Raw genomic sequence first — 26,507 nt, forward strand, 5'->3', positions numbered from 1 at the left:
TACCATCGTGGAAATGAAACTGGCTCAGGTCAGCAAACGCCTGAGCCGTCACTACGGCCTGACCACGCATATTGATGGCAGCCTGTATGACGCACTGACCGCCGCCTGCCTGTTGCCGGATACCGGCGCACGCAACGTCGACAGTCTGCTCAACCAGCAAATCCTGCCGGTACTGAGTCAGCAGTTGCTGACCCATATGGCCGCGAAACAAAAACCACACTCCCTGACGCTTGGCTGGAATGATGAAGAAGGGATTGTACTGGCGTTTGATGTGCGCTCTGGCTCTGTAATAGAGGGGGAGTGATAATGGACAGTGCAAAAGAGATTGCCAGAGATATGCTGGAGGCCATTAATATCGATGGCTCTGGTTTTTGGGGTGCAATAGGAAAAGGTTTTATTTCATTTCCAGTCAGTCTTGCCTATCTGGGGTATGATTTCATTGATACTGAACATCGCAGGGACAATCTGGATGATAAGTTCAGGCTGGCGCGATTAGTTAAAAAGGGTGTATTTAATCATCAGCTTATTGAGCAAATCATTAAGACTTCTCTTGAAGATTTTATTTCACGCATTCACGCCGAAAAAATATCTTCTATCGTGAAAAATGTTTCCGGTTCGTTTATGGGGAAAATGGCGTTTACTGAACTAACGGGTGTGAAGCTGGGTGAGGCAATAGTATCCAGAGGTGTAACAGCCTTTTTTGCCGGAAGTCTGGCTGGCTTATTGTTATCTGTTGGTGCTGAAACATCCAGAGCAATTTATACATCAAGAGACCTCGAAGACAGAAATCCTGTTTTGCACAATAAACTCCAACGTCTTGGTGACCTGGATCTTCTTTATTTTATTGTTGAAGATATCGTTAAGCCTTTTGAAACCGCTTGTGAGGTAGGAGATAGAAACCCTGCCGAGTTTGATAAAGTATGTGAATACTTTTTTGGAGGCTTATGAAAATCAAGGTGATTCTTCTGGTAATCCTTTCCCGATTAATTCGTGGGGCGGGGATGGGGCTGGGTGTTTCTGGTATTGCATTTACTATTTGGTTTTTTTTCTTATCTTCAAGCGAGTCCAGATACATCTGGGGTGCGTTTTCGATAGCAGAATTTTTTGCAGGCTATCTTATATATCGGTTCGCTTATACATATGTTTATGATGAATAACCATAAGGTTTTGTCACCCCAAGAAAATCGATCAGGAAGATATTTACAATGTTCCACCAACAGGTACAGAGATAACGTGGCTATACGGTGGAGCGGCTAAATAAAATAATTTAAACCTTATATCGTTGTCTTTCTTTCCATCACTGGTCACTCAGGATGCTGAAATATTACATGGAGTAAAGATCGTGAGCCTGACAGATACACTGAGCAGTTTAATCCAAACCCCGCTAAACCGTTACCGCCTGGAAATTCCGTCCTGCACGGCTGATATCGATGTGGAAGGTTTCAGCGGTTCAGAAGCGATGAGTACACTGTACAGGTACAACATCAACTTCACGAGTGCCGACAAGAGCATTGATGCCCGCCAGATGCTGAGTAAGCCGGCAACTCTGACCATGGGCGCGGGTAACCTGCTCTCTCTGACGGAGCGCAAGGTGGTTCATGGGGTGGTTACCCATTTCGAACGTACCGGTGGCTCCGCTGATGAAGCGCAGTACTGCGTCGTACTGGAGCCGTTTCTGGCGCTGCTGGGCAACCAGCACCGTACCCATCGCTTTTTCGTCAACAAATCGGTCCCGGAAGTGGTGTCAGAGGTGCTCACGGAGCATGGGCTGAAAGGCTGGGAATATGAGTTCACCTTTAAGGCAGAGTATCCGAAGCGCGAGCAGATTAACCAGTATCAGGAAAACGACCTCGCCTTCATTGAACGCCTGCTGGCCGAGGTGGGGATTTTCTACTTCTTCACTCTGCAGCCGGATACGCAGACCGAAGTGGTGCACTTTGCGGACAAGCAGAGCGCCTGGATGTTCGGTAAAAAACTGCCGCTGAGCAGCCCGTCAGGGACGAATGACAATGCGGCCGACTCGGTGTGGGATGTGTACGTCTGGCATAACGTGGTGGAGCGTTCGGTTACCGCCAGTGACTACAACCACCGTGAAGCACAGAACATTCTGATGTCCGTACCGGCTGACATGACCCGCGGCGATGGGGAGGGGAACACCTATGGTGATGTGTATCACTACCGCCCACGTCACCTTGAACGTGGCGACAAAATCACGCCGACGGCAGAAACCGGTAACTTCTGGGCGCGCCTGGAGCATGAACGCTTCTTGTCCACCCAGACTACGGTAACCGGCAGCAGCACCGACCACACCCTCAGTCCAGCTCAGGTGCTGACTATTACCGAAATGGCTATCCCGCCAACACTGCCGCGTGAAACGGAGAACGGAGTTGTTATTATCCGAACTGGCTACTACGCCAGCCGTAAGAATGCCCTGAAAGTAGCATGGGTAGCGATGCCGTACTACGAGAACCGTTGCTGGCGTCCTGCTGCTAAAAAGCGTCCGGTAGTCAGCGGTACACTGACGGCCCGCGTGACCAGCGCCAGGGATAACGACATCTACGCCTGGCAGGATGCGTCGGGCATGTACCGGGTGAAATTTGATGCTGACCGTGATGATAAACGCCAGGGTATGGAAAGTATGCCGGTGCGCTTCGCCAAGCCTTACGGCGGCGATAAATACGGCTTCCACTTCCCGCTGATACAGGGCACTGAAGTTGCCATTGCGTTCCACGAAGGCGATCCTGATCGTCCGTATATTGCTCATGCGATGCACGACTCCCGCCACGTTGACCATGTTACTGAGGCTAACAGCACGCGCAATGTTATCCGTACAGCTGGCCTGAACAAACTGCGGATGGAGGACAAGCGCGGCGAAGAGCACATTAAGCTGAGTACGGAGTATGGGGGCAAAACGCAGCTTAATTTGGGGCACAACGTCAATGCTTCCAGGGTTCTCCGGGGCGAGGGGGCGGAGTTGCGCACTAATGATTGGGTAAGCGTTCGCGGTGGGAAGGGGATGTTACTTACCGCAGATGCGCAACCTGATGTCGGCAGTAAAATGCTTGAAATGGACAGCGCTGTTGAACAACTCGAACAGGCTCTCACGCTGGCAAGAAGCCTGCAGGCTGCGGCTAAAGGGGCGGAGGCAACGGTATCCGATATCGACAGCCAGAAGGCACTTAATAGTTCACTGAAATATCTGAAAATGCCAGGAATGCTGGCCAGCGCACCGGCCGGAATCGGAATTCTCAGTCCTGAAGCTGTTCGTCTTGCTTCTGGTGGGGCAAGTATTGGCCTCATGTCAGGGAAAAACACGGATATTAGTACGGGCCAGTCTTTCACTGTTGCGGCCAGCGAGGCTGTAAGTTTGTTTGCTCAGGCGGCAGGAATGAAAATGTATGCCGGGGCAGGGAAGGTTGATATTCAGGCGCAGGCGGATGCCATGAATGTCTCGGCGTTACAGGACATCACCATTATCAGTGGTCAGGGGAGTGTAAAGGTGAATGCCAGCCAGGAGCTGGTTTTAAGTTGTGGAGGCGCTTATATAAAGCTTAGCGGCGGAAATATTGAACTGGGATGCCCGGGGAATATTTTGCTGAAAGCGGCAAATGTTAATCAGACCGGACCTGCCAGTTTAGATACACCACCAGTGACTTTCCCGAAAGGATACAGCGAAGGGTTTACCACAACGTCATCAGCCAGTGGAGCAGTCAGGCCTTTCACCACATATAAAATTACGACTGCTGAAGGTGAGGTTTATAACGGTGTCTCCAGTGCGACTGGTGAAACAGCACCAATTTATACATCCATGCCTTCACAATTAAAAATCGAATATCCGCGAAACATTCCTGAAAGCCAGGAGGGCGAATAAATGACTACAGCTGTATCCTCACTCTGCCGTAAAAATCCCCATGCTCCATGTGACGAACAAATGCCTTACTGGGTCGAGTTTCAATTGGTTGATGAGCAGGGCGATCCGGTGGCAAATATGCCATGGACTGTGGAAAGTGCTCATCCTGACTCCGGCCCTGTTGATAACTTTACGCATTCTGGCCAAAGCGATGCGAATGGGCTTATTCGTATTGATATGCCGCATGGACTTGAACTGAGGTTGACGTTAGATGGTAATCAACTGACAAAGGAAATGGAAAAGCGCTCTCTTCGCGTTGGTAGGGATGCTATAAAAAATTCGATTGTTCGCCCAAGAGCAGAGGGAAATGGTTATGTATGGCACTACGCTGTCGTAGGTGAGTTATGTCATGAAAAACCTGATTTGCAGTTAAGAGATGGTGAGGTGTTGCCACTATTTCATTTCCCCATGAGTAGTTCATTTCAGGGTGTTAAGGTCAGAACAAATGAGCTTGAAAAACGCCATGTGATCGAAATTTGCCCATTTAGAGCCTGGGAGTTAGTGCTCCATCACCAAAATGATTACTCTATGGCAAATGCCATTAATTTAGGGTTGGCCTCAGATTTAGCCTATGATGATATAGATACCATCACGAAGTATTTTATTAATAAATTCAAGGACCTATCGACGATACCATCCAGAAAGATTGGTCAATCAACTATTAATGCTTTAGTCGTTGACGTACCTTATGCTGATAGATATTTTCTTCCGATAGATATTGATTCGACAAAAGCTGATGATCCTGAAGGGGATACTCAGCTTTATTATGTCTACAATAATAATAAAGTAGTCATTGCGTGGCGCGGAACTGCCAGCCTTACAGATGGGATAACTGATGCTTCTTTCAGGCCAGTAGAGTCCGATAGTTGCAGTATTAAATCTGAATGTACTTCATTAGTTCCAGTTGGGAAGGTGCATACTGGCTTTTGGGAAGGCTATACCTTAATAGAACGAAAATTCGAAAAGCAACTTACTGAACTAACGAGAAAAATACCGGGTAAAGATTTGTTTATTTGTGGGCATAGTTTAGGAGGAGCGCTGGCATTAATTCACTCTGCAAGGTTAAAAAATAGGAACCCACTCCTTTACACATATGGCATGCCAAGAACGTTCACAAAAAATGCTGTGGATGCATTATCAAGTATTATCCACTACCGACATGTAAACGATCAAGATCCAGTACCAGCAGTTCCACCTGAGGCCGATTTGGATAACCAGTTATATAAGTTATGGGGCCCATTGGGAACAACGCTTGGTTTTTTATGGTCTGTCGTTGAACTCACCGCCTGGCAAGTAGTAGAGTGGGGTGACTGCTTTTGGCACCATGGAAAAACAGTGGCATTTTTAACCACGACTCAAAGCAGAAAGTGGCAACAATGTAGTATTGAACTTCCTTATCCGAGAAATTGCATGACCATTCAGGCAAGGCTTCCTGAAAAAGCTAAGCTCTATCTTGTACCTTCCCTGGCTCTTCAGGAAGCTAAACAATCCGGGCAAGATCAAAAGGATTTTAAAGCAACGCTTACCAAGGAAGATCTTAAAGAATTTTTCCCTGAAGGTATGAATCCAAATAGAGGTATTCCAGCTAATGTTGGAAATCATCTCCTGACATCATATATGCCCTATATAAATAATAAATTACTAGGGTTAGCTTATGAAAAAGAGTTGAGCGATGGAAAGACCTTCACTGAACATGCGGAGAAAGTAGCTTCCTTTGAATTACAAATGGATCACTATTCAGGTGAGATTCCTAAGAATGAGTTTGACAGGAATAAAAAATTTCTTTCACTCGAAGATTTACTAAAAAACTCGCTTAACTCAACCATCTCAGCTGTATCCGGCTCTGATGCTGTAAAAAGATTTGGCCATTATGGAGAAGAGGACATAGAAAATGTATAAGAGATTTAATTTATTCATCTTACTTCAGGCTGTTTTTTTGCTAAATGGATGTGCTCAGGCAACTGACAGAACATTATCACCACCACCGAATACTGAATGGGTAAATATTGAGATAAAAAATCCTTCACCGTATACAAAGCCTTTTCCTCTTGAAGTGTTGTACGTATCAACGACGTGCAAGCGTAAATTGATGAGTATGCGAGATGGCGAGCATTATGAGAAAGTGGGACTTAATCCAATAAAAATACCTCTTCAGGAAAAGAACTCATCCGGTGTATGGATTGCAAAAATAGCAAAAGATGGCGGCGGTAAGTGCAACTGGAAACTGAGTGAGTTCAATTTGGGTATTGAATATGTTGATGCTACTCACCTCGGGAAGGGTTTAGTTCCAGGAACTGCCGTTGGTGCTACAATTGCATTTGATGACAATGCAACCAAAAATGGTCGATTTAAGGTGTTTGAAGGTTCTGAACTTGTTTTATCTCCTGTGTACTATCCTTTAATTGATAGTAATAAAGATATAAATGTGAATGATACTTTGAATTTATTTGGTGAGAAGGATTTCATGCAAATAAAGATGGTTTCTCCTGCCCAAGCTATTCAGGTGATATTTAAACCAACTCTTGATGAATCTAAACTTGTTAAAATGATTGCTCCAAAAGAGCATAAAGTTGGAGTAAACTATAAAATTATCTATCCGGATGGCTCGGTTGTGTCCGACGGAACAACTCACCCTGATGTAAATAAGTTAAAGGATTAATTTATGTGTAAGGGACTAAATCAATTATCCCTCTATACTTTAATATTCTTTATTGTTAGTTGTATCAGTGCAGATGAATGAATGTTATCGCCATCATCCGAGATTTCTGATTTTAATAAAATCAATGCAAGGTAACTGCTAATAAATATAGGTGTTTATTATATCCAATGGCATCGTTTTGCTCGGTGATAAAACTTCTCACGGCGGAAAAGTGATCTCCGCCTCTTCCAATATTACTGTTGACGGGAAAAAAGCCGCATTAGTTGGTGATATGGTTAGTTGCCCGGTAGAAGGGCATGGAACTAATCCTATCGTGGAAGGATCACCGCACCGGACATTTAATGGTCGCGCTGTTGTCGTCGATGGCTGCAAATGTCAGTGTGGTTGTACTTTAATTTCAAGTGCTCAGAACAGCACAGTAGGATAATCAATGGGCTGGGAAAGGACGAAAGCAACAACAATGGAGTTGCCTCGTGAGCCATCTTTTACGGGATGGCTGTTGGCAGGTGGTGTTGCCGCGGTTGTGGGTATTTTGCTGTTTATTCTGCATGCGTCAGACATGGTTAAGGCACTGGCTGTATTCAATATCTGGTGGCTGGCATCCAGCCCGGTTCTTGGTTGGTTTTTCCTGTTTTGTTTACGGGGGTGGCTGTGGGGAAGAACAGTCAATGTACATCAGTTTTTGCAGAAGGAAGCTGAATATGGACAGCAACAGTGGGAGGCCTGGGCTGAACGCTATCTGGCCGTACTTGGAAGCAGCATACTGCTACCTTCCGGGGTGACCTCTGATGCCATTGCTAAATCAGATGCTGCAGATGCACCGCAATTTCTTTCACTGACCAGCCATTTTGATGCTCAATCGGCGAGTTCTACCTCGTTGCTCGAACTGGGTCTGGCCGGAGTACAAAACGCAATCGCGATGTTGCCTGCGACAGTGCCGTTCAACGTGACCATTGTGAGCGACATGATTTCGTCGGACTTCGAAACCAGATTTCGCGAATCATGGGGACGAAATTACCCTGGCCATGTGTTAACAGGCTCAGTTTCATTTTGCAAAACCCTTTCTTTTGCCTGGGTAGAAGAGCGCCTTAAAAAACCTGTATTCGATATCGATTTGATCCTGATATTACAGAATCAGGGGGCTGAACAGTATTCCGATGCACTCGCAGCGATGGTACTTACCAGCGATGATGTTGCTGAAAAATACCAGCTTTCACACTCCGCCCGCATATTGCGACCGATGCCGCTGGACATGACAAATTTCAGGGCTGATATGGGGTTGTTCCTCGAAACACAAACGATCGCCTGTCAGACGTCAAACGTGTTCTGTGATTACGGGCACTGGAATGACGGGTTTGCTGATCTAATGACCGCGTCTCAATCATATCTGACACCGTGGGTGCCCCAGGAAATTGATGTACTGGAAAAATATAACGGAATTCCAGGGGGCGGGAGTGCGTGGCTTCTAGCCACATTACTGGCCGACATCGTGTCCGTCAGCAACAAACCTGTTTTAGGGTTGTTTACCTCAGATGCTGATCGTTTTGTCAGTACTGTTACCTCAGGGAGTGAAAATAATGATGCCGGGTAGTACATGGAGCAAAGGAGGGCTTGCCGGCATAATAGCCTGCATCTCAGCGATTATAGTGGCCTTGATCCTTCATTTCGGCCCCTCGCATGGCCTTGATACCCGACCGATGCAAGTGCTTGCATTCGTTGCCGTATGGATAGTCCTGCTGATTGTTTTTTATATGCCGTTCATGTTCCGGTTTATGAAGGAAAGATATCATCGCTGGCGGGAACAGAAGAACAATGCGTTGCCTTCTGATGAATCAAGAGTTGCCCGGACTCCGCCACGCAATGTCACCGTTGATACCATCCGTCTCGCCATGCGCAACCTCTATGGGCGCCGCTGGGGGCGTAAAACCCGCATCCTGTTGATAACCGGTACTGCCTCTGAGGTGGAGCAACTGACCCCTGGCCTGACGGGCCAGCTCTGGCAGGAAGACCGGGGCACGCTGTTGCTGTGGGGCGGTGACCTCAATACGCCAGCCGACAGTGCCTGGCTGACTGCACTGCGCAAACTGCGCCGTCGCCCGGTGGATGGCCTGGTGTGGGTGACCTCGGCGTTCGACCAGCTGTCAGCACCAGGGCTGGAACAGCCATTACCGGTGCCATCTGAAAGCACCATGGATTCCCTGTCTCACGCCATCAACGCCCGTATGGAAACGCTTGGCTGGAAACTTCCTCTGTACGTCTGGTCCCTGCATCCGCGCGCCGGTCAGCCGGAAGGCCGCATCGTGCAGGCGACAGGCTGCCTGCTGCCTGCCGGTTGTCGTACCGAAGGACTGGCAGAACAACTTTCTGCCCTGACGCCAGATTTGACTTCACAGGGTCTGCAACAGACCTGCGGTGAAGTGAAACATAATTTCCTGCTGACGCTTGCCGACCAGCTCATTCGTGAACCAGAGAGTGTGACCGCGCCGTTGTCGGTGATGCTAAACCCGTATCGCCCGCTGCCGCTGGCGGGGGTGGTGTTCAGTCAGCCTTCTGCGGGGACTGAGCGCAACGTGCAGCACCACTGGGGTATGGACAGGCGCTGGGATGTTTTGCCGGATTCGATACGTGCGTTGCCTGCGGCACTGCGTCCGCACAGGCCGGGCATTCCGTGGCTGAAGGTCATGGCTTCTGTCGTCGCCCTGGCGATGGTGGCCCAGGGAGGCTGGATGGGTATCTCGTATGTCGCTAACCGCAGCCAGATTGCTGGCGCAAATGTTCAGGCCGAACTTGCCACCCGACAGAATCAGCCGGCGGAGCAGCGCCTGCATGCGCTGTCTGAACTCCAGAAAGTGCTGGCTCGCCTGCAGTACCGTGCTGAGCACGGTGTACCCTGGTATGAACGTGCCGGACTCAGCCAGAATGATGCGCTGCTGACCGCGCTCTGGCCCCGTTATCAGGACAGTGCACAGCCGCTGTTGCGCGATGCCGCAGCCAGCCATTTGCAAAAACAACTCAATGCCTTTAATACATTGCCGCCGGGTAGTCCGCTGCGTGAGCAGATGGCGAAAACGACTTATGACCAGCTGAAACTCTACCTGATGCTGGCGCGTCCTGAGCATATGAATGCGGCATGGTTCAGCTCTGCTTTACTGAACGACTGGCCGAAGCGTAAAGGTGTGAAAGACGGCATCTGGCAGGGGATTGCTCCCTCTCTGTTGGCGTTCTGGGGCGCGCAGCTGATTGCGCACCCGGAGTGGAAACTCCGTGCCGATGAAAACATGGTCAGCCAGGCGCGTTCCCTGCTGGTTCGCCTGATGGGCGTGCGTAACAGTGAATCGACCCTCTACCAGAAGATGCTCTCACAGGTGTCACATCTGTACGTCGATATGCGCCTTGAAGATATGACAGGTGATACCGACGCCGCTCGACTGTTCAGTACCACCGAAATCGTGCCGGGAATGTTTACCCGTCAGGCCTGGGAGCAGGCTGTACAGCCCGCCATTGAAAAGGTGGTGAAAGCCCGGCGGGATGAAATGGACTGGGTACTGACCGACAGCAAGAGACAGGTAAGGTCACAGGATGAGGCTTCCCCGGAAGCGCTGAAGAAACGGCTGACGGAGCGTTACTTTGCCGACTTTGGTGGGGCATGGCTGGAGTTCCTCAACAGTCTGCGCTGGAATCGGGCTACCACGTTGTCGGATTCGATTGACCAGCTAACCCTGATGGCCGACGTGCGCCAGTCGCCTCTGGTGGCGCTGATGAATACCCTGAATGTGCAGGGGCGCACCGGGCAGACTGGTGAAGCCATTTCGGATTCCCTGGTGAAATCAGCAAAGAATCTGCTCGGTGGTGATAACAAGGATGCCATTGACCAGAGTGCCGGCGTTCACGGTCCGCTGGATGTAACCTTTGGTCCGGTACTGGCGCTGATGGATAAAAGCAACACCGGTGCGCAGTCGCTGAGCCTGCAGTCGTATCTGACCCGGGTGACGCAGGTCCGTCTGCGCCTGCAGCAGGTGACCAACGCCGCTGACCCGCTGGCGATGGCCCAGACCATTGCCCGGACCGTATTCCAGGGCAAGGCCCTGGACCTGACCGAAACCCGTGACTACGGCAGCCTGGTTGCAGCCGGTCTGGGTCAGGAGTGGAGCGGTTTTGGCCGTACGGTGTTTGTTAACCCGATGGAGCAGGCCTGGCAACAGGTGCTGACCCCGGCGGCTGACAGCCTCAATGCCCAGTGGCAGCAGGCGGTGGTGGCTGAGTGGAACAGTGCTTTCGGCGGACGCTATCCGTTTAACAATGCCAGCAGTGATGTATCCCTGCCGCTGCTGGCTAAATACCTTAACGCGGACTCCGGGCGTATCGCCCAGTACCTGCAGACCCGCCTGAAAGGGGTACTGCACAAGGAAGGCAACCACTGGGTGCCGGACAGCATCAACTCGCAGGGGCTGGTGTTTAACCCGGCATTTCTGAGTGCCATTAACACCCTGAGCCATATCTCGGATGTGGCCTTCACCGAAGGTAATGCGGGCATGAACTTCGAGCTGCGTCCGGGTACCGCTGATGGCGTGATGCAGACTGACATGATTATCGACAGCCAGAAGCTGACTTATATGAACCAGTTACCCGCATGGAAGCGCTTCTCGTGGCCTGCGGATACGGAAGCCCCCGGGGCTAACTTAAGCTGGATTAGCACGCAGGCCGGAACCCGTCAGTATGCGGACATTCCGGGTGCCTGGGGCTGGATACGCCTGCTTGATAAAGCCAGCGTAAAAGCGTATCCGGGCGTGGGAAGCAGCTTCGGCCTGAGCTGGAAAGCACAGGACGGTCGCATGCTCAATTACACCCTGCGTACCGAAGCGGGCGAAGGGCCGCTGGCGCTACTGAAGCTGCGTAACTTTCGCCTGCCGGATACCATCTTCAGCACCACCGACGTGGCAGCGTCAGACCAGGCCGCCAGTGTGGCCAGTGATGCAGAGGAGGTCTACTGATGAGCACCCTTAATACCTTGCTGAGCGCCTGCCAGATTGAGCAGACGCCACTGCTTGCCGCCACCCGTGCGCGCGTGGCGCAGTGGGATAACTGGCTGCAGCCGCTGTCCGGGCAATCGCCCGCTGGCGAAGACCCGGCCTATGACGATGACTTCCAGCAGATGCGCGAGGAAGTCAACAAAATTTCCGGTGCGGATACAGAACTCATCTGCCGGCTTGCTGAGAAGCTGCTGACCACCACCGCCAAAGATATCCGTGTGGCGACGTACTACTGCTGGGCGAAGCTGCACCGCGAAGGTGAGCAGGGGCTGGCCGAAGGACTCGAGCTACTGGCTGGTCTGCTGGAGCGCTTTGGACCACAGTTGCATCCGCAGCGTGACCGCAGCCGTAAGGCGGCACTGGAATGGCTGGCCGGGTCGCGCATGACTGACTCCCTTTCCCTGTACCCGGAAGTGGTCAGGATCGATGCGATGCGAACCACCGGAGCGCTGCTGCTGATCGCCGGGCTTACCGAAAATGAGCCCGATGAAACGCGCCCTGAGCTGAACGCGCTGTATGGTGCCCTGGAAAGCCGTCTGCAGAGAGCGGGCGGTGTGGATGCGGTGGTACCGCAGAACGCCAGTACCAGCGAAACCCCTTCCATGACTGGCCACATCGATGCCCCGGCCATCGGTCGGATCACCTCCGGTCAGGATTTGCTGGCCCAGGCCCGTACGCTCACCGAGTATCTGCGTGAACAGCCGGACGGCTGGCTGTCAGCCCACCATCTGATGAAGAGCCTGCGTCACGACACCCTGCGGGCTATCCCGGCCCCGGATGCGCTGGGGCGCACACGCATCGAGCCGCCAAGGGCGGATCAGCGTGCGTTACTCAAGCGTCTCTACCTGCAACAGAACTGGGCTGAAATGCTGGAAACGGCCGATAGCACCTTTTCCCGCGGTGCCAATCATCTGTGGCTGGATTTGCAGTGGTACATCCACCAGGCGCTGACGAAATCCGGCCAGGAGACGCTGGCCGACATTATTGCCGCTGATCTGAAAGGGCTGCTGTCGCGACTGTCCGGGCTGGAGACGCTGGCATTCAGTGACGGTACTCCGTTTGCGGACGAAGTGACGCTGAACTGGATCCAGCAGGGTGTGCTGGATACGGTCGGCAGCTGGGGCAACGGCACCCCATCCGCGCCGGTCACCGCCGGTAACGATGACATTCTGGCGCTGGAGCCGGAAGCCGTGGCGCTGGCGGACAGCGAAGGCCCGGATGCCGCGCTGGGCTGGCTCCAGACCCGGCCGGGCATGACCACCGATCGTCAGAAGTGGCTGTTGCGTCTGCTGATGGGACGGATTGCGGAGCAGTACGGTAAAAATGACCTGGCGGTGTACCTGTTTGCCGAACTGGGCGAGCGTACCCGTGAGGTGACCCTCAGTGACTGGGAGCCTGAGCTGTTGTTCGAGGTACAGGCCCGCCATCTGAAACTCCTGCGCCTGAAAGCCGGTCGCAGTGAGGCTGATAAGGCCCGCCTTGCGCCGGTAATGGACCAGTTACTTGCCGGGCTGATCGCCGTCGATCCTGCCCGTGCCGCCGTGCTTTGCGGTTAAATCAACAGGAGCAGAAATAAATGGAAGATTTGACCCTGCGTTATTACGACGCGGAAATACGCTACCTGCGTGAAGCGGCAAAAGAATTTGCACAAACCCATCCCGATCGTGCAGCGATGCTCGACCTGGATAAGGCCGGCACACCTGACCCCTATGTCGAACGCCTGTTCGAAGGCTTTGCCTTCTCGATGGGGCGGCTGCGGGAGAAAATTGATGATGACCTGCCGGAGCTGACCGAAGGGCTGGTCAGTATGCTCTGGCCTCATTACCTGCGCACCATTCCGTCGCTCTCGGTGGTGGCTCTTACTCCGGCCCTTCATGCCATGAAAATGGCGGAAGTGGTACCCGCGGGCCTTGAGGTGTATTCCCATCCGATGGGACCGAAGAACACCGTGTGCCGCTATCGTACTACGCAGGATGTGAGGCTCAATCCGCTGAACATCTCAGGGGTAACCATGACCACTGAGCCTGATGGGCGCTCGCTGCTGCGGATGCGCTTTGCCTGCAGCACCCAGGCGGACTGGTCCCATGCTGATCTCAGCCACCTGAGTCTTTATCTGGGGGCTGACGCGCCCGTCAGCAGCCAGCTGCATCTGATGCTGACCAAACGGCAGGCCGCACTCTATATGCGTCTGCCTGGTCAAACTGACCGCATCCGGCTTGACGGATATTTCTCACCGGGCGGGTTTGCGGAGGAAGACGGGCTGTGGCCGAAGGGCGATACCGCCTTCAGTGGTTACCAGCTGCTACTGGAGTATTTCACCTTCCGCGACAAGTTTATGTTTGTCCACCTTAACGGCCTGGATGGCATTACGCCGCCCGCCGGGGCAGAGTACTTCGATATTGAAGTGGTGTTCAGTACGCCATGGCCGTCTGACCTGCCGGTTACCGGAGACGCCGTTCGCCTTCACTGTGTGCCGGTGATTAATCTGTTCACCCTGGAGGCTGACCCGCTCACCATTTCAGGTCTGGACAGTGAATACCTGCTACGCCCTAAACGGCTACAGGATGGGCACACTGAGATTTACTCCGTGGATTCGGTCACTGGCTCAAACCGGACGAATGACGCGGAGTATGTCCCGTTCAGCAGCTTCCGGCACAAGGGAGGGATGATGCGCCGCCATGCGCCACCCCGGTACTACCATACCCGCGTGAAGCGCAGCGTGACCGGGCTGTATGACACCTGGCTGATTCTGGGGGGGCACCAGTGGCAAGATGACCGGTTATTTGAGCGTGAGGCGGTGTCGCTGCAAATCACCGGCACCAACGGTCAGTTGCCGCGCCGGGCGCTCACCAGCACGCTGCTTGACCGCTGCGAACAGGTGGTGCAGACGTCACTGTCGGTAGTAAACCTCTGCAGGCCGACGCTGCCGGTCTATCCGCCTGCGGAAGACCGCTTTCACTGGCGGGTACTGAGTCACCTGGGCTCCGGGTTCCTGAATATGATGAGCACGGCTGAAGTGCTGCGCGGGACGCTGGCGCTCTATAACTGGCAGGAAGATGAACTGAACACCCGGCGTCTGGAGGCGATTCAGCATGTGGAGCACCATCGCCTTCAACGTTTTGAACAGGGCTACCTGCTTCGGGGGCTGGATATCGAAGTGACCCTCGACAGCAACGGTTTCACCGGTGAGGGCGACATCCATTTGTTCGGTGAAATGCTCAACCGTTTCTTCGCGTTGTATGCCGACATGAACCAGTTTAATCAGCTTACCCTTATCGTTCAGCCAGAAGGAAAATGCATCCGGTGGAAAGAGAACCACAGTCCGCGCCTGCCCGGCTGATAGCGCAGCTGGGTGACCGGCTGCCGCACATGAATTTTTACCGCTTCTGCCAGCTGCTGGAGCAGAGCCAGCCGGATAAACCGGTCACCGGCAGCACCTGGCAGGTACGACATGAGCCGGTGCGCTTTCGCCCCCATCCGGGGATGGGGTTCCCTGCCTCCGAAATCAAAGGGGCAGAGCCACCTGAACATCCGCACCTTCCCCCCACGGTCCGTATCACCTTTATGGGACTTTACGGCGTGGAGTCTCCGTTACCGACGCACTATATCGATGACATCACCCAGCGCCGCGAAGGCTATGAAGCCACAGCCGATTTTCTCGATATCTTCAACCACCGGCTGATTGCCCAGTATTACCGTATCTGGCGTAAATACTCCTACCCGGCGACCTTTGAGGAAGGGGGAAAAGACAAAACCTCGCAGTATCTGCTGGGGCTGGCCGGGCTCGGTATTAACGGCTGCACGGACAGTATCGCGGCTCCGGCTTCACGCTTTCTGGCGCTGCTGCCGGTCATGCTGTTGCCAGGACGGACTGCAGAAGGCATGGCGTCGCTGGTGCGTCTGCTGGCACCCAACACGCAGGCGAAAATCTGGCACCACGATAAACGCCGCGTGCCTCTGAAGACGTCCCTGACCATGAGCGTCAGCCAGCCGGTCACGTTAAAAAAACGGCCGGTCATGGGCAACTATGCCACGGATGTGAACAGCCAGGTGCTGATGAGCCTGACCACCACTGACCCGGCAGAAGTGCAGGGCTGGCTACCGGGGGGAGACCTGCACGCGGATTTAATGGCCCTGCTGCATGTGTATCTCGGGTCACGGCTTGATGTCCGGCTGCAATTGTGTGTCGACCGCAGCCTGCTTCCTGACGCGACGATGAGCAGTAAACCCAAAACAGGCGCGGCGCAGCTGGGGCGCACCGCCGTGATGCGGCCGCTTAATCCGGCAGCGACACCACAATCTCAAACAATAACCATCAATCTGGGCCGCTATGCGCGTGTCCGGGAGAATATTCACCGCAGGGAGGCCGACGAAGATGGCGATTATCACTGGTAAAAACACAATGCTGGGGCTGGCATCAGGCATCGCATTGTTACTGGCGGGCTGTGGCCTGACCCAGAAAGTCACGGACGGCACCGTTGCCGTGACCAAATCGATTTTTTATAAACAGGTGAAAACCCTGCATCTCGACATTCGCGCCCGCGAGGCGGTTAACAACAACGATGGCGGTGTGGCGCTGTCCACCGTGGTGCGTATTTATCAGTTAAAAGACAAGAAAAGCTTCGACAGCACGGACTACCCGTCCCTGTTTAAGGCCGACAGCCATGCCATCAAAACTGACCTGGTGGCGGAGAAAGATATCCGCCTGCAGCCTGGCGGGGCGGTGACGGTGGATATGCCGATGGAGGAGGGCGCACAGTATGTGGCGGTGGCCGGAATGTTTATGTCGCCTGACCATGCGAATAACACCTGGCGGATCGTTCTCTCCCGCGATGACCTTAACCCCGATAAGGCCCGGGTGATTGAAGCCGGGAACAACCGGCTGACGCTGAAGGGCCTGAAAGATGAGTGATACCCCACGTCCTTCGCTGTATGACACGCTGTTTGGTAACTTTACCGGCGGGCTGGATCTCCAGCAGGTCAGCGAAGAAAACCAGGTCATCCTGTCCGTGCTGGACAATATGCAGCGCATCCTAAACTGTCGGGCCGGGACGCTGGCGCACCTGCCGGACTATGGCCTGCCGGATATGACCACAATCCTGCAGGGGATGCCTGGCACCGCCCATCAGTTGATGTCCACACTCTCTGCCGTGTTGCTGAAATATGAACCCCGGCTGAAAAAAATTGAGGTGGTGCTGCTGAAACAAACCCAGCCCGGCGAGCTGCGCTATGCCATTGACGCCGAGCTAAAAGGCCTGGGTCTGGTGCGCTATGGAACGGAGTTTATGCCCGAAGGCAGGGTGCTCCTGCGTCACCTGAAGCAGCAGTACCTCGACACCCGCCCCCGATTCTGAGTGACGACTGGTATTCAGCAAGGAGCATCCGATACCCCATGTCAGCCAAACTACACTTTTTGCAAAAACTTCAGGCACAGCAGGCACCTGCCCGCAATATTAACGTTAAGAGTGAGGCCGATATCGCGGCGTTTCACCGTGGTATGGGGGCGCTTCAGGAAAGCGTCGTAACCTGGCTGGCGGGAACCGGGATACGGGTAAGCGAAAAAAGCAGCGCCCTGACGGAAATGCTTATCAGCAACGCCGCCTTCATGGTTCCCGGTTTTGAGCTGCATTTTGAACGCCGGGCAGTGAAGTTTACGCCACTCTTTTTGTATGGTCAGGGGGTAACGGGATGTGTGGAAGTAACCCTTGTTGCCGACGGGCAGACAGCCTGCCTGTGCCGGTTGTTTATGCGGTCGGCAGAAAGCCCAGGCTGGACCTACACCCCGGTCTGCAAGCCGTGTGGTCTGCGGGCGATGTTCAATGAAGACGCCTTCTTCAGGGTGATTGAATCCCTGCTGCCCTGACCGGCAGTATGGCTTTTATCAGCAGCCAGATCCCTTTTCTTTATTTACCTGACAGCTCAGGAATAACACCATCATGCAACGCACAGAACCACGACATATCCGTACGGGGGGCGATCCGCGATCGTTCCCGGATTTCACCGCGCTACGCGATGAAATGAGTAAACAGACCCATCCGGCCAGACCGGATATTATCTGGGACCAGGTTGAGCAACTGGCGCTGTCACTGTTTGAGAAAAATGGCATTGAGCTACAGACCGGAGCCTGGTACACGCTGGCCCGCAGTCATCTGGCGCGGTGTAGCGGAATGTACGAAGGGCTGAATATTCTCAGTGCCATGCTGAACCATCAGTGGACGCAGTTCTGGCCTCAAAGTCCCCACGCGCGCGTGGAAATTCTGGCCGGTTTGTTTCAGCGGTTGCAGAATGTGTTTCGCACTTTTTTGCTCAGCCATGACGATCGCCCGTTACTTTTGCAACTGGAAACCACCCTGAGCGCCCTGAATGAGACGCTGGTTCGCCGGACGTTGCAGCAGGTGAGTCAGATAGCACCTTTATTACAGCAGGTACGCAGCACCATCACGCGTCTGGAAAATACGCCATCCGCTGAACCGCCTTCGACGGGTATCACGTTGAGCGGAGCGGTGCTCTCAGAAGATGAGTTGGCGGGACGACAGTCGGCGTTCAGCTCGCCCCGGTTACTGTATGTCATCCGGCAGGAGACGGATGTTCAGGTCGAGGTGGTTGATAATGTTCCGCCCCCGCCCAAAAGGGGAGGCGCATTTATCGGCGGAATGGTGACCGCCTTTGTGCTCAGCGCGGCGGCATTTGCTGGCGGGTATGCTGTCATCCGTCAGCCTTCGGCTGTGCAGGTGCTCAATGCCGCATTGCAGCCGCTCCCCCAGGCGCTCACGCCAGCGGAGATAGCGGCGCTCAGGGCTGATAAAAAGAAAAATGAACTGGCGACGCAATGGATAAGCCAGGCATCTGCCCGGCTGGATGCGCTGGCCGCGCTGCCGCCGGACTGGAATATTCGCTACGGACAGGGACTGGTGTCGCAGGCTAATGCGCTGTGGCCACAGCGTTCAGATGTAAAGCATCTGGGGAACCAGTGGCAACATCATCTGGCGCTGAACGGGATGTCGGTGGAGACGCTGAATGGCTGGCATGAAGGAATGCTCAGACTGCAGGAACTGACGAGGCAGCTCAATGCCCTGGATGGCCAGAAAGGAAAATACCTCACCGTCAGCGAGCTGAAATCGCAGGTGTTCTCTGCAACCCAGGCTTTTAATCAGTCGGTTCCCGTTGAGGAACAGCTGCGCCTGATGTCGGCAAACCCGGACCCGAAAACGATACCGGAGGCCCAGCGGGTAAAGGCCGAACAGCATCTTAAGCAACTGATCGCGGGGTACTCCGCACTGAACCGGGGGCTATAATCCAGCCCTGACTGGTTTTATTCGTCACCCGCATCCTGCTTTTATCATCCGAATGATAACACCGGGTGGTTTTTTTTGAGTCTGTTGTAATTACGAGGCGGCATTCGGTTACCCTACAAAACTGAGAGTTCGCCCCAGAAATGAGAGGTTGAGCAGGCTTCCATCGCGATTAACGTACCCGGCTCAAACTGGCGAAGCGCATCCGGGAATTTATGACGCGATATTTTTCTGTTTCAGGCAACGGAACCATCAATCATCCAGACACATACCTGAAAAACAGATTTGGCAATATCGATACCAACAACGCTGAGCTTGTTCATGTGATATGACTCCCGGATTCATTCAGTCAGTAAAAAGTATGGCACTGACTGCGTTGGGAAGGGGCATCCATCACATCACTACGGCGCTGGGTTTACTGCCGGATGTTCGATTATTACACGCTGATGCGGTGAAGACTTACCGAGGGAATGGCCTGTTATATCTTGAGATGATGAAAGGAAGACACACTTGATAATATTGATCGAATGGACGTGTGATAAAGGGCCGAAAGGCCCTTTTGGAGTTTTATATACTGCTCAAAAATTCATTTAAATTTGTGGTGCGCATATATTTTGGAGGATTATTCATTTTCTCGCCGATCGCGTTAAAATGGGCATTACCACAAATGATTTTAGCCTCTTCTTCATTACCAAGGCCAATGTGTTTACTTTTTGTCTCGACGACGAAGTAAAGATGCTCCTGACCATTGTTTTCGACAACTAAAGCCCAGTCGGGGTTGTAAGTGCCTAATGGGGTCGGAATTTTAAACCAACCGGGAAGTTTCACGTAAACCTTAACTTCATCCTGCTCTTCGAGTTGCTGGGCAAAACGGCTTTCGACATCAGAATCTTTTGGGACGTATTCATAAACTGATTTAGCCGAGGTCTTAAAAAGATTACGAGCATATCCTGTCAGTTCTTTATCCATAAACAGGCTTTGAGCATATATCTCACCTTTCAGAGGAGAGTATTTAATGCCATCTACTATAGACAGGCGCTTACAGTAGTTGATTCGACCTATAGCTTCACTGATAAATTGTTGTGGATTTTTAGTAAAATCAGCAAGCCTTCCGCTGTCTTTCAGTATGGTGCTTAAACTGCGTCTTGTCAGTCCTGTTTTTTCCTGCAGGACACTAAGAATATCTGGTAGCGGTTGTTCAGCAACATCAATAACAGCGCTTGTCGTCCCACCAGACTGCGCTTTTACATCAAGACCTGACTGGTTTTGTTTGATTGTTGCTTTGCTGAAACTAACCATTGCCTTTACTACAGGCTGCATTTCAGAAAGCGATTTGGTGCATGCTGAAATCAGCAGGCTTTCATCAAATGACAGCCGATAAAGCGTTTTTTGACAGATGCGTTGCCATAATGCATTGAACTCCTCGCTGTTTATGACTTCTTTACGGTATCTGATTGTTTTACGCTCATCAGCATTATTAATGATCAGTCGTCCTGCGGATTTACGCAGGATGGTTTCTATTTGTTCCTGTAGGGGGGTATACTTCTCGCCAATAGCGAAAGTGCCTTCAAATAGAACTTCTTTCAAATTTTTTGTGATTTTTCCCGATTTTTCAAGATAACCTTCATTCTGTAGTTCAGACCAGATTTCATGTGAACCAGCTACACCAACTGACTGGTTGATTTCAGAGAATATAAGATGAGAAAAAGCATCTTTCTCGATGATTCCAAACCGAATACCCGTTTCGTCCTCAATTTCAGCCTGTAATCGTTCGGCGTAGGCTTCATAATTTTCACTGGCAACCACGGTAAGAATGTTAATGCTGTCATCCCGGACCCGTTCACCGTCCTGGTTAACGCACAGGCGAAGACCACGGCCCAAAGTCTGACGGCGTTCCCGTTCACTACCCATCTCACGAAGACTGCAGATCTGGAATACATTGGGGTTATCCCAGCCTTCTTTTAATGCGGAATGTGAGAAAATAAACCTCACCGGGTTGGAGAAACTTAAAAGTTTCTCTTTATTCTTCATAATGAGGTTATAACCACGCTCAGCATTTTCCCGACCTGCATTATTGCTTTCGCTTGTCTCAGTCCATGCACCTTTTTTGTCGATGGAGAAATAACCATCGTGAACCTCTTTCGCATTCTCAGGATGAGATGGCAGCAACGCTTTATATGCGGGGCTGTTAATGGCTTTAAGATATTCTTCTTCAAAGATACGGGCATATTCACCCGGCTTACGCTGTCCTTCTTCACTGGTCTGGCGGTAGAAATCAACCTTATCAATGAAAAACAGGGTAAGAACCTTGATCTGCTGATTGTTGAGATGAAGTTCTTTATCCAGATGTTCACGGATTGTGCGTCTGACCATATGACGCTGGATAAGCAACGGATCAATATCACCCACAACATCACCGACATTCATATAGTTTGTGTCAGACGGGGTTTCCAGCGTGAGATAGCCTCCTTTACCCGTGCGAATCTCGCTAACACGGTATCCCTTGTAAATGTCACGCCCGGTCTCGTCATCAAGCGTCATACCGGCATATACAGTAATTTCTTGACGATTTACCCGCTCTTTTTTATCGGCTATATCAACAAGAACGGTGGCATTGATGATATTTTTCTTACTGTTAATGCTAACCAGTTTCACATAGGGGCTGTTGCTGGCATTGTGAATTTCAAGCCCGGCAACTTCGATCTGTTTGACCAGTTTCTGGTTATAGGCGTCAATCGCGTCAAGGCGATACACCATATGATGTTTATGCACATGGGTTGCTGAATAGCGCAGGGTAAACATGGGGTGCATTGCGTCAAGTGCAGTTTTGCCCGCACCATTTAAGCCACCATCAACACTCTGTGGCTCATCAACAATGATAACTGGACGTGTTGCCCGGATCAGATCAATTGGCTTATCCAGATCGTCAACGGTTGTTTTCTCACTGGACTGATAGAGCTTATTAACGTCCTTTTTATTAATCGCACCAACCGTCATCACCATGATCTGCATAACAGAACTGGTTGCAAAATTTCGCACATCAGCCGGTTTTACCGAATCATAAAGGTAGTATTCGTAAGGAACACCGGCATACAGGCTTTTGAAATGGTCTTCCGTGATCTGTAGCGTTTTATAAACTCCTTCCTTAATGGCAACGGAAGGGACCACAATAATAAATTTGCTCATGCCATAGCGTTTGTTCAGCTCCAGCATAGTGCGCAGGTAAACATACGTTTTGCCTGTCCCTGTTTCCATCTCAACGGTAAAATTATGACTGTCAAGAGCAGGTGAGGGGGGGATCTGGTTTCTTAACTGAACATTATTTACGTTTTTCAGCAGAATATCATCTTCCGGGATCTGCGGATTGACAGGCATTGAACCTGTTGCGCCTTCAAATGAGAGTGCGCCCTGAACGGGAGCCAGCACAGTCATTTCGCCCTGCCAGTTCTCTTTACCTTCAAATAAGTCACAGACCGATGCTATCGCGTCTTTCTGATAAGTAAGGTCAGGCTCAAAATGTATTTTCATTTCAATCTCTTACAGGCTATGCAGGTTAGTCAGACCCTGCTGTTCCAGAATGGCGCAAAGATTTGTTTTAGCGACGTTGTTTTCAAATGCGTCATCAAGGAAATAGCAGACTGTATCTTTGCCAGCCTTCAAACTCTTATGCCAGTCGATAATGCCTTTAGCCAGTCCTTCAACTGAAGATACAGGGATATGTTTAGCAAAACAGGTAAATAATTTACCACCGTCAATGCAAGAGACAGTTAATCCATTAAACTGCCGGGTATCAACGTTTACACTCAGATCAATGCCACGCTTAAGCATCAACTCTGTAAGCAAGTCTTCTTCACTCCGGCCTTCAAGGATCGGGCTTACATAGGCATCAAGCTGCTCTGAAAGGGTTTCTGCAGTCGCTTCCCACGGTCGGATGTTAGATGTATCAAGTTTAAACACGCGAAAACCGACATCACCCTTCCAGTCTGGATTATCCTCCCGAACCTTTTTACCTGCACGACGGAGGCGCTCTTTGGTTATTTCGTTTATCTTTGCTGGTTTTTTAAGATTATTCAAAAACGCAATAGCTGGTTTTACACCTTTTGATTTAGGGTCAATAATCTCTGGTAATTGAACGAGAATGAAACGAATGTTTTTATCTTCTTTAACATTCAAATCATATACGGCATGTCCTGTACTTCCAGAGCCTGCAAAGAAATCCAGGATGATGTCATCTGATTGTACATTGACATAGGAAAACCATCTTATAAGTGTTTCTTTATCTTTAGGATTATTAAAAACCTTACTCCCAAATAAAGAACTTAGTTCTTTAGTCGCTTGCAATGCACTTCGATAGAAGTAGCTTCCCGCTACCTGAATAGGCAAATCCTCGTTTTGCTCATCAGAGTCATTTTCATCATCCTCTGGTAGATCATCAACCTCTATAAGATAAGTTTTTCTGACAGGAGGTTCAGAATGATCATGCCGGAAAACAACTTTGCCGAGTTTTATCATTTCAAGCATTTTATCGAGTGTGCTATAACGCCAGCCACCTTCAGGGACAGCACATGGCAACCCTGTTTTAGGGTGGATTAGATCATACCTCGGACCATCACCGCCGGGCCATGACATATTATCATCACGCCACACACCACGGTCATCTACTTTATTGTAGCGTATATGTTTCTTCGATGGATGGTTCGAAGGAAGGCTTTCATAAAAATTACGGATTCCACTCTCAACGGCCTTATTATCGTTACCATACTTTTTTCTGAGCTGTGAGTACTGGTCGAGAATTTCTTGTGCTCCGGGTTTAGCTTCGCGCCATCTTACTTCTTTTTCAAGTAGATATGATTTGTTTTTGGCATAGGCCAGTATGTATTCATGACCAACGGAAATAAGTTTGGCATCGTTTTTACGCCCTTTTTCCCATATTAATGTTGCAATGAAATTTTCACTTCCAAATATTTCATCACATATTTCCTTTAAGTTGTATAACTCTGAATCATCTATTGATATAAATATTACGCCATCTTTGATGAGTAAGTTATGCGCGACTTTTAAACGTGGGTAAATCATATTTAACCAGTCGGTATGATAACGCCCACTGGTTTCTGTATTTGTGCTTAAGCGTGCGCCTTCTTCTGTTTGTCCTGTGATTTCAAGATAATTTTTCATGCTATCCTGGAAGTTATCAGGATAAACAAAATCTTTCCCGGTGTTATAAGGTGGATCGATATAAATAAGCTTAACTTTTCCGGCATAGCTTTTTTGAAGGAGTTTTAACACTTCAAGGTTATCACCCTCGATAATAAGATTCTTGCTGTTATGCCAATCAACACTTTCATCTTTACATGGGCGTAAGGTGCCACGGGAAGGGGTGAGTGCAAGCTGACGAGCCTGACGCTTACCATGCCAGTTAAGACCATAACGCTCTTCTTTTGCGTCTACATTTTCACCCAAAAGCTGTTTTAACACATTAAAATCAATGCCTCTCTCATTAAATGCTTCTGGAAACAATGATTTAAGCTTACAGATATTATCTTCAGTGATATTCATTGACTGTAGTGCTGAAATATCAGAAGTTATTTTTTTCATAGAAAAGTATCCGTCATTGGGGCACAGGCAATCGCGGCCCGAAATTTGCAGACATTCTACGGTATGCAGCCATAGCCATCAACCGGTGATGGCTATTCAAGTATATTCAAAACAAAGAGTTACACGTTGTCATGTAGCGGGATATCAAGTGGTTAGCAGATATCTCTCACTCCATGAAGATCACCTGTCAGCAAACTCAAACGGTCTGATCATGCCGTCAGTATTGGCACCCGGAAAATCAGACCACCATTGCAACATCAGGCGGCGCTCGTCGGAATGCTCAGCCTGATGGATATAAGCAGCGCAGACAATATTACCTTCCTGGTGGCTCCTCTGAAGCTCTGCCGCGCCTTTTGACTATAAACCCGACTCAATTAAGGCACTACAGGCCAGTGTGCGGAAGCCATGACCACAAATGTCCTGTTGGGTATCGTAGTCTGTCTTACGTAGCGCCCTGTTTATGGTGTTTTCACTGATTGGCTTTAAACTGTCATAGCTGCCCGTGAAGATGAAACCAGCATCGTTGCCATCTTCATATGTCAGTTGCTTAATGTCCTTCAACAACACGATTGCCTGACGACAGAGAGGGATGAAATGCTTACGCTTCATCCTGGTGCCACGGCCTGAATATTTTACCTCTTTGATAGCTTCCCGCTGTTTGGGGATAACCCACAGCTTGCTATTGAAATCGATCTCAGACCGTCTGGCGAAGCGCAGCTCGTGGGAACGCACCAACCCAGCAGGTCAAGTTGAATCGCCAGAGTGGTAAGTCTGCGACCTTTGTAGCTATTGATACGCGCCAGTAGCTGAGGTATTTCTTGAGGCTCCAGCGCCGGGCGATGTTCGATTGCAGGCTTCTGGATGGAGCCTTCCAGATAGTAAGCCGGGTTATATCGGATAAGCTGCTGCTGGACGGCATAACGCAGGATAGAAGTGACGTACTGTTTAACCTTTGTTGTTACTTCAGGATAGCCAGGAGCCTCCATTTTTTTAATGGAGACAAGCAAATTACCCGTATCAAGCTCAGTAATGGCTTTATCGCCAATATCCGGGAAGAGGGAGGTTTTAAGGCGGGCCAGGACAGTGTTCTGGTAATCTTCAGACCCTTTCTTTTTGGGAGTAAACCACGCTTTGGCAACAGCTTTGTAAGAACGAGTGTTGTTGCGTTTTGCTTTTAGCTCTTTAGCGTCCGCCTGTTGCTGGCATTAGGATCAGCTTCCTGAGCAGGACGCTTTTTGGCCTCATCATGGCGTTGCCTTGCGTCAGAAAGAGAAACAACAGGGTAAACACCTGTAGAGAAGATTTTTTTGCTTCCCGTCGAAGCGGTAAGCCATTGGCCAGTATTTGGAACTCCCGGAGGTAATGCGAAGGAACATACCAAAGCCATCAGTCAGCTTGCATTCCTTCTCAAGGGATTTTGCATTTTTTGCTTTAATATCAGTCAGCGACATGAAAACAACCCCCTCGTATGCTGGTAAAAAGAAAATCGAACCAGCATTTTTACCGGCAAAATAATATGGCTTTGAGTGGTTTTTAGTGAACGAGGATGAACGACCGAAGAGAGATAACCAACTGACTGAAATGCAAAAAGCAGACGTCATGGAACGTCTGCTTTCTTTAATCTGGCTCCTCTGACTGGACTCGAACCAGTGACATACGGATTAACAGTCCGCCGTTCTACCGACTGAACTACAGAGGAATCGCTTGAACGGGGCAAATGGTATCTACGCACCCGGATGTTGTCAAAGGCGTTATGCATTTCTGAGGTGTGTTTGCTGGCAAAAACACCGATCTGCTGATTTTATCGCCCTGTTATGTGAAATACCGATCTGGCCCACAGGCATAAACGGCAGAGGGCCGAAGAGGCGTTCAGTCCGGTCATTATTGTCGTCTGCACCCCCGGGCAGCATTTTTGCACCAGTGCAGTGCGCGACGGAACGGGAGGCGTGCCCTGAAGAGACGAAAAATGATGCCTGTTCACCGCCTGATTATCAGATTCACTTATTTTACGGTCGGTTAAC

Annotated in this window: 16 protein-coding genes, 1 tRNA gene and 2 pseudogenes; 15 read left to right on the top strand and 4 right to left on the bottom strand. The window is 50.7% G+C overall.

Annotated elements, in window-relative coordinates; all coding sequences use genetic code 11:
• The 15 genes and pseudogenes from EB241_RS13250 to EB241_RS13325 all read left to right on the top strand — a co-directional run.
• Window positions 1-304: pseudogene (locus tag EB241_RS13250) on the top strand (type VI secretion system ATPase TssH); the annotation flags it as partial.
• A gap of 2 nt (window positions 305-306) precedes the next feature.
• Window positions 307-948 carry a hypothetical protein gene (locus EB241_RS13255; protein ID WP_124233627.1) on the top strand — a complete coding sequence of 214 codons (642 nt, stop codon included), beginning with the start codon at window positions 307-309 and terminating at the stop codon, window positions 946-948.
• A 394-nt stretch (window positions 949-1,342) separates the two neighbouring features.
• A complete protein-coding gene (locus EB241_RS13265) occupies window positions 1,343-3,871 on the top strand; it encodes a type VI secretion system Vgr family protein (RefSeq protein WP_124233629.1) in 2,529 nt (842 codons plus the stop codon).
• A complete protein-coding gene (locus tag EB241_RS13270) occupies window positions 3,872-5,809 on the top strand; it encodes a lipase family protein (RefSeq protein WP_124233630.1) in 1,938 nt (645 codons plus the stop codon). It begins immediately after the preceding gene.
• Entirely contained in the window at window positions 5,802-6,569 is a 768-nt protein-coding gene (locus EB241_RS13275) for a hypothetical protein (protein WP_124233631.1), read from the top strand. Before EB241_RS13270 ends, EB241_RS13275 begins: the two co-directional genes overlap by 8 nt.
• Window positions 6,570-6,729: 160 nt before the next feature.
• Entirely contained in the window at window positions 6,730-6,996 is a 267-nt protein-coding gene (locus EB241_RS13280) for a PAAR domain-containing protein (RefSeq protein ID WP_124233741.1), read from the top strand.
• Between the two features lie 255 nt (window positions 6,997-7,251).
• A complete protein-coding gene (locus EB241_RS13285; RefSeq protein ID WP_233592607.1) occupies window positions 7,252-8,160 on the top strand; it encodes a hypothetical protein in 909 nt (302 codons plus the stop codon).
• Between the two features lie 181 nt (window positions 8,161-8,341).
• The gene (locus EB241_RS13290) at window positions 8,342-11,560 is read left to right on the top strand and encodes an ImcF-related family protein (protein ID WP_407644278.1); all 3,219 of its coding nucleotides are present in this window, start codon (window positions 8,342-8,344) and stop codon (window positions 11,558-11,560) included.
• Window positions 11,560-13,155 (top strand): type VI secretion system protein TssA, encoded by a 1,596-nt coding sequence (tssA, locus tag EB241_RS13295; protein WP_124233634.1) that lies wholly within the window; start codon window positions 11,560-11,562, stop codon window positions 13,153-13,155. Before EB241_RS13290 ends, tssA begins: the two co-directional genes overlap by 1 nt.
• Window positions 13,156-13,175: 20 nt before the next feature.
• The gene (gene tssF / locus EB241_RS13300; RefSeq protein WP_124233635.1) at window positions 13,176-14,939 is read left to right on the top strand and encodes a type VI secretion system baseplate subunit TssF; all 1,764 of its coding nucleotides are present in this window, start codon (window positions 13,176-13,178) and stop codon (window positions 14,937-14,939) included.
• Complete coding sequence (gene tssG / locus EB241_RS13305; RefSeq protein WP_124233636.1) at window positions 14,894-15,994, top strand: type VI secretion system baseplate subunit TssG; 1,101 nt, start codon at window positions 14,894-14,896, stop codon at window positions 15,992-15,994. Before tssF ends, tssG begins: the two co-directional genes overlap by 46 nt.
• Entirely contained in the window at window positions 15,975-16,511 is a 537-nt protein-coding gene (tssJ, locus tag EB241_RS13310; RefSeq protein WP_124233637.1) for a type VI secretion system lipoprotein TssJ, read from the top strand. The genes tssG and tssJ overlap by 20 nt, the downstream gene beginning before the upstream one ends.
• On the top strand, window positions 16,504-16,953 hold the full coding sequence (gene tssE / locus EB241_RS13315) for a type VI secretion system baseplate subunit TssE (RefSeq protein ID WP_124233638.1): 450 nt from the start codon (window positions 16,504-16,506) through the stop codon (window positions 16,951-16,953). Before tssJ ends, tssE begins: the two co-directional genes overlap by 8 nt.
• Window positions 16,954-16,991: 38 nt before the next feature.
• The gene (locus EB241_RS13320) at window positions 16,992-17,462 is read left to right on the top strand and encodes a hypothetical protein (protein ID WP_124233639.1); all 471 of its coding nucleotides are present in this window, start codon (window positions 16,992-16,994) and stop codon (window positions 17,460-17,462) included.
• Window positions 17,463-17,535: 73 nt separating this feature from the next.
• On the top strand, window positions 17,536-18,894 hold the full coding sequence (locus EB241_RS13325; RefSeq protein ID WP_124233640.1) for a VasL domain-containing protein: 1,359 nt from the start codon (window positions 17,536-17,538) through the stop codon (window positions 18,892-18,894).
• A 564-nt stretch (window positions 18,895-19,458) separates the two neighbouring features.
• On the opposite strand, the gene EB241_RS13330 is transcribed toward EB241_RS13325, so the two are convergent.
• The 4 genes and pseudogenes from EB241_RS13330 to EB241_RS13345 form a co-directional block, all read right to left on the bottom strand.
• Window positions 19,459-22,419 carry a type III restriction-modification system endonuclease gene (locus EB241_RS13330; protein WP_124233641.1) on the bottom strand — a complete coding sequence of 987 codons (2,961 nt, stop codon included), beginning with the start codon at window positions 22,417-22,419 and terminating at the stop codon, window positions 19,459-19,461.
• Between the two features lie 9 nt (window positions 22,420-22,428).
• Window positions 22,429-24,486 carry a site-specific DNA-methyltransferase gene (locus EB241_RS13335; RefSeq protein ID WP_124233642.1) on the bottom strand — a complete coding sequence of 686 codons (2,058 nt, stop codon included), beginning with the start codon at window positions 24,484-24,486 and terminating at the stop codon, window positions 22,429-22,431.
• 180 nt (window positions 24,487-24,666) lie between these two features.
• Window positions 24,667-25,937 (bottom strand): annotated as a pseudogene (locus EB241_RS13340) (tyrosine-type recombinase/integrase).
• 172 nt (window positions 25,938-26,109) lie between these two features.
• A tRNA-Asn gene (locus tag EB241_RS13345) sits at window positions 26,110-26,185 on the bottom strand.
• Window positions 26,186-26,507: the final 322 nt, after the last annotated feature.

It is taken from the genome of Erwinia psidii (genome assembly GCF_003846135.1).
Classification (GTDB): Bacteria; Pseudomonadota; Gammaproteobacteria; order Enterobacterales; family Enterobacteriaceae; genus Erwinia; species Erwinia psidii.

Excerpts from the sequence above, each read along its gene's own strand:
- tssF (WP_124233635.1), top strand. The coding sequence starts at position 13,176 with ATGGAAGATTTGACCCTGCGTTATTACGACGCGGAAATACGCTACCTG.
- tssA (WP_124233634.1), top strand. The coding sequence starts at position 11,560 with ATGAGCACCCTTAATACCTTGCTGAGCGCCTGCCAGATTGAGCAGACG.
- EB241_RS13330 (WP_124233641.1), bottom strand. The coding sequence starts at position 22,419 with ATGAAAATACATTTTGAGCCTGACCTTACTTATCAGAAAGACGCGATA.
- EB241_RS13275 (WP_124233631.1), top strand. The coding sequence starts at position 5,802 with ATGTATAAGAGATTTAATTTATTCATCTTACTTCAGGCTGTTTTTTTG.
- EB241_RS13335 (WP_124233642.1), bottom strand. The coding sequence starts at position 24,486 with ATGAAAAAAATAACTTCTGATATTTCAGCACTACAGTCAATGAATATC.
- EB241_RS13325 (WP_124233640.1), top strand. The coding sequence starts at position 17,536 with ATGCAACGCACAGAACCACGACATATCCGTACGGGGGGCGATCCGCGA.
- EB241_RS13255 (WP_124233627.1), top strand. The coding sequence starts at position 307 with ATGGACAGTGCAAAAGAGATTGCCAGAGATATGCTGGAGGCCATTAAT.
- tssG (WP_124233636.1), top strand. The coding sequence starts at position 14,894 with ATGCATCCGGTGGAAAGAGAACCACAGTCCGCGCCTGCCCGGCTGATA.
- tssJ (WP_124233637.1), top strand. The coding sequence starts at position 15,975 with ATGGCGATTATCACTGGTAAAAACACAATGCTGGGGCTGGCATCAGGC.
- tssE (WP_124233638.1), top strand. The coding sequence starts at position 16,504 with ATGAGTGATACCCCACGTCCTTCGCTGTATGACACGCTGTTTGGTAAC.
- EB241_RS13320 (WP_124233639.1), top strand. The coding sequence starts at position 16,992 with ATGTCAGCCAAACTACACTTTTTGCAAAAACTTCAGGCACAGCAGGCA.
- EB241_RS13290 (WP_407644278.1), top strand. The coding sequence starts at position 8,342 with ATGAAGGAAAGATATCATCGCTGGCGGGAACAGAAGAACAATGCGTTG.
- EB241_RS13270 (WP_124233630.1), top strand. The coding sequence starts at position 3,872 with ATGACTACAGCTGTATCCTCACTCTGCCGTAAAAATCCCCATGCTCCA.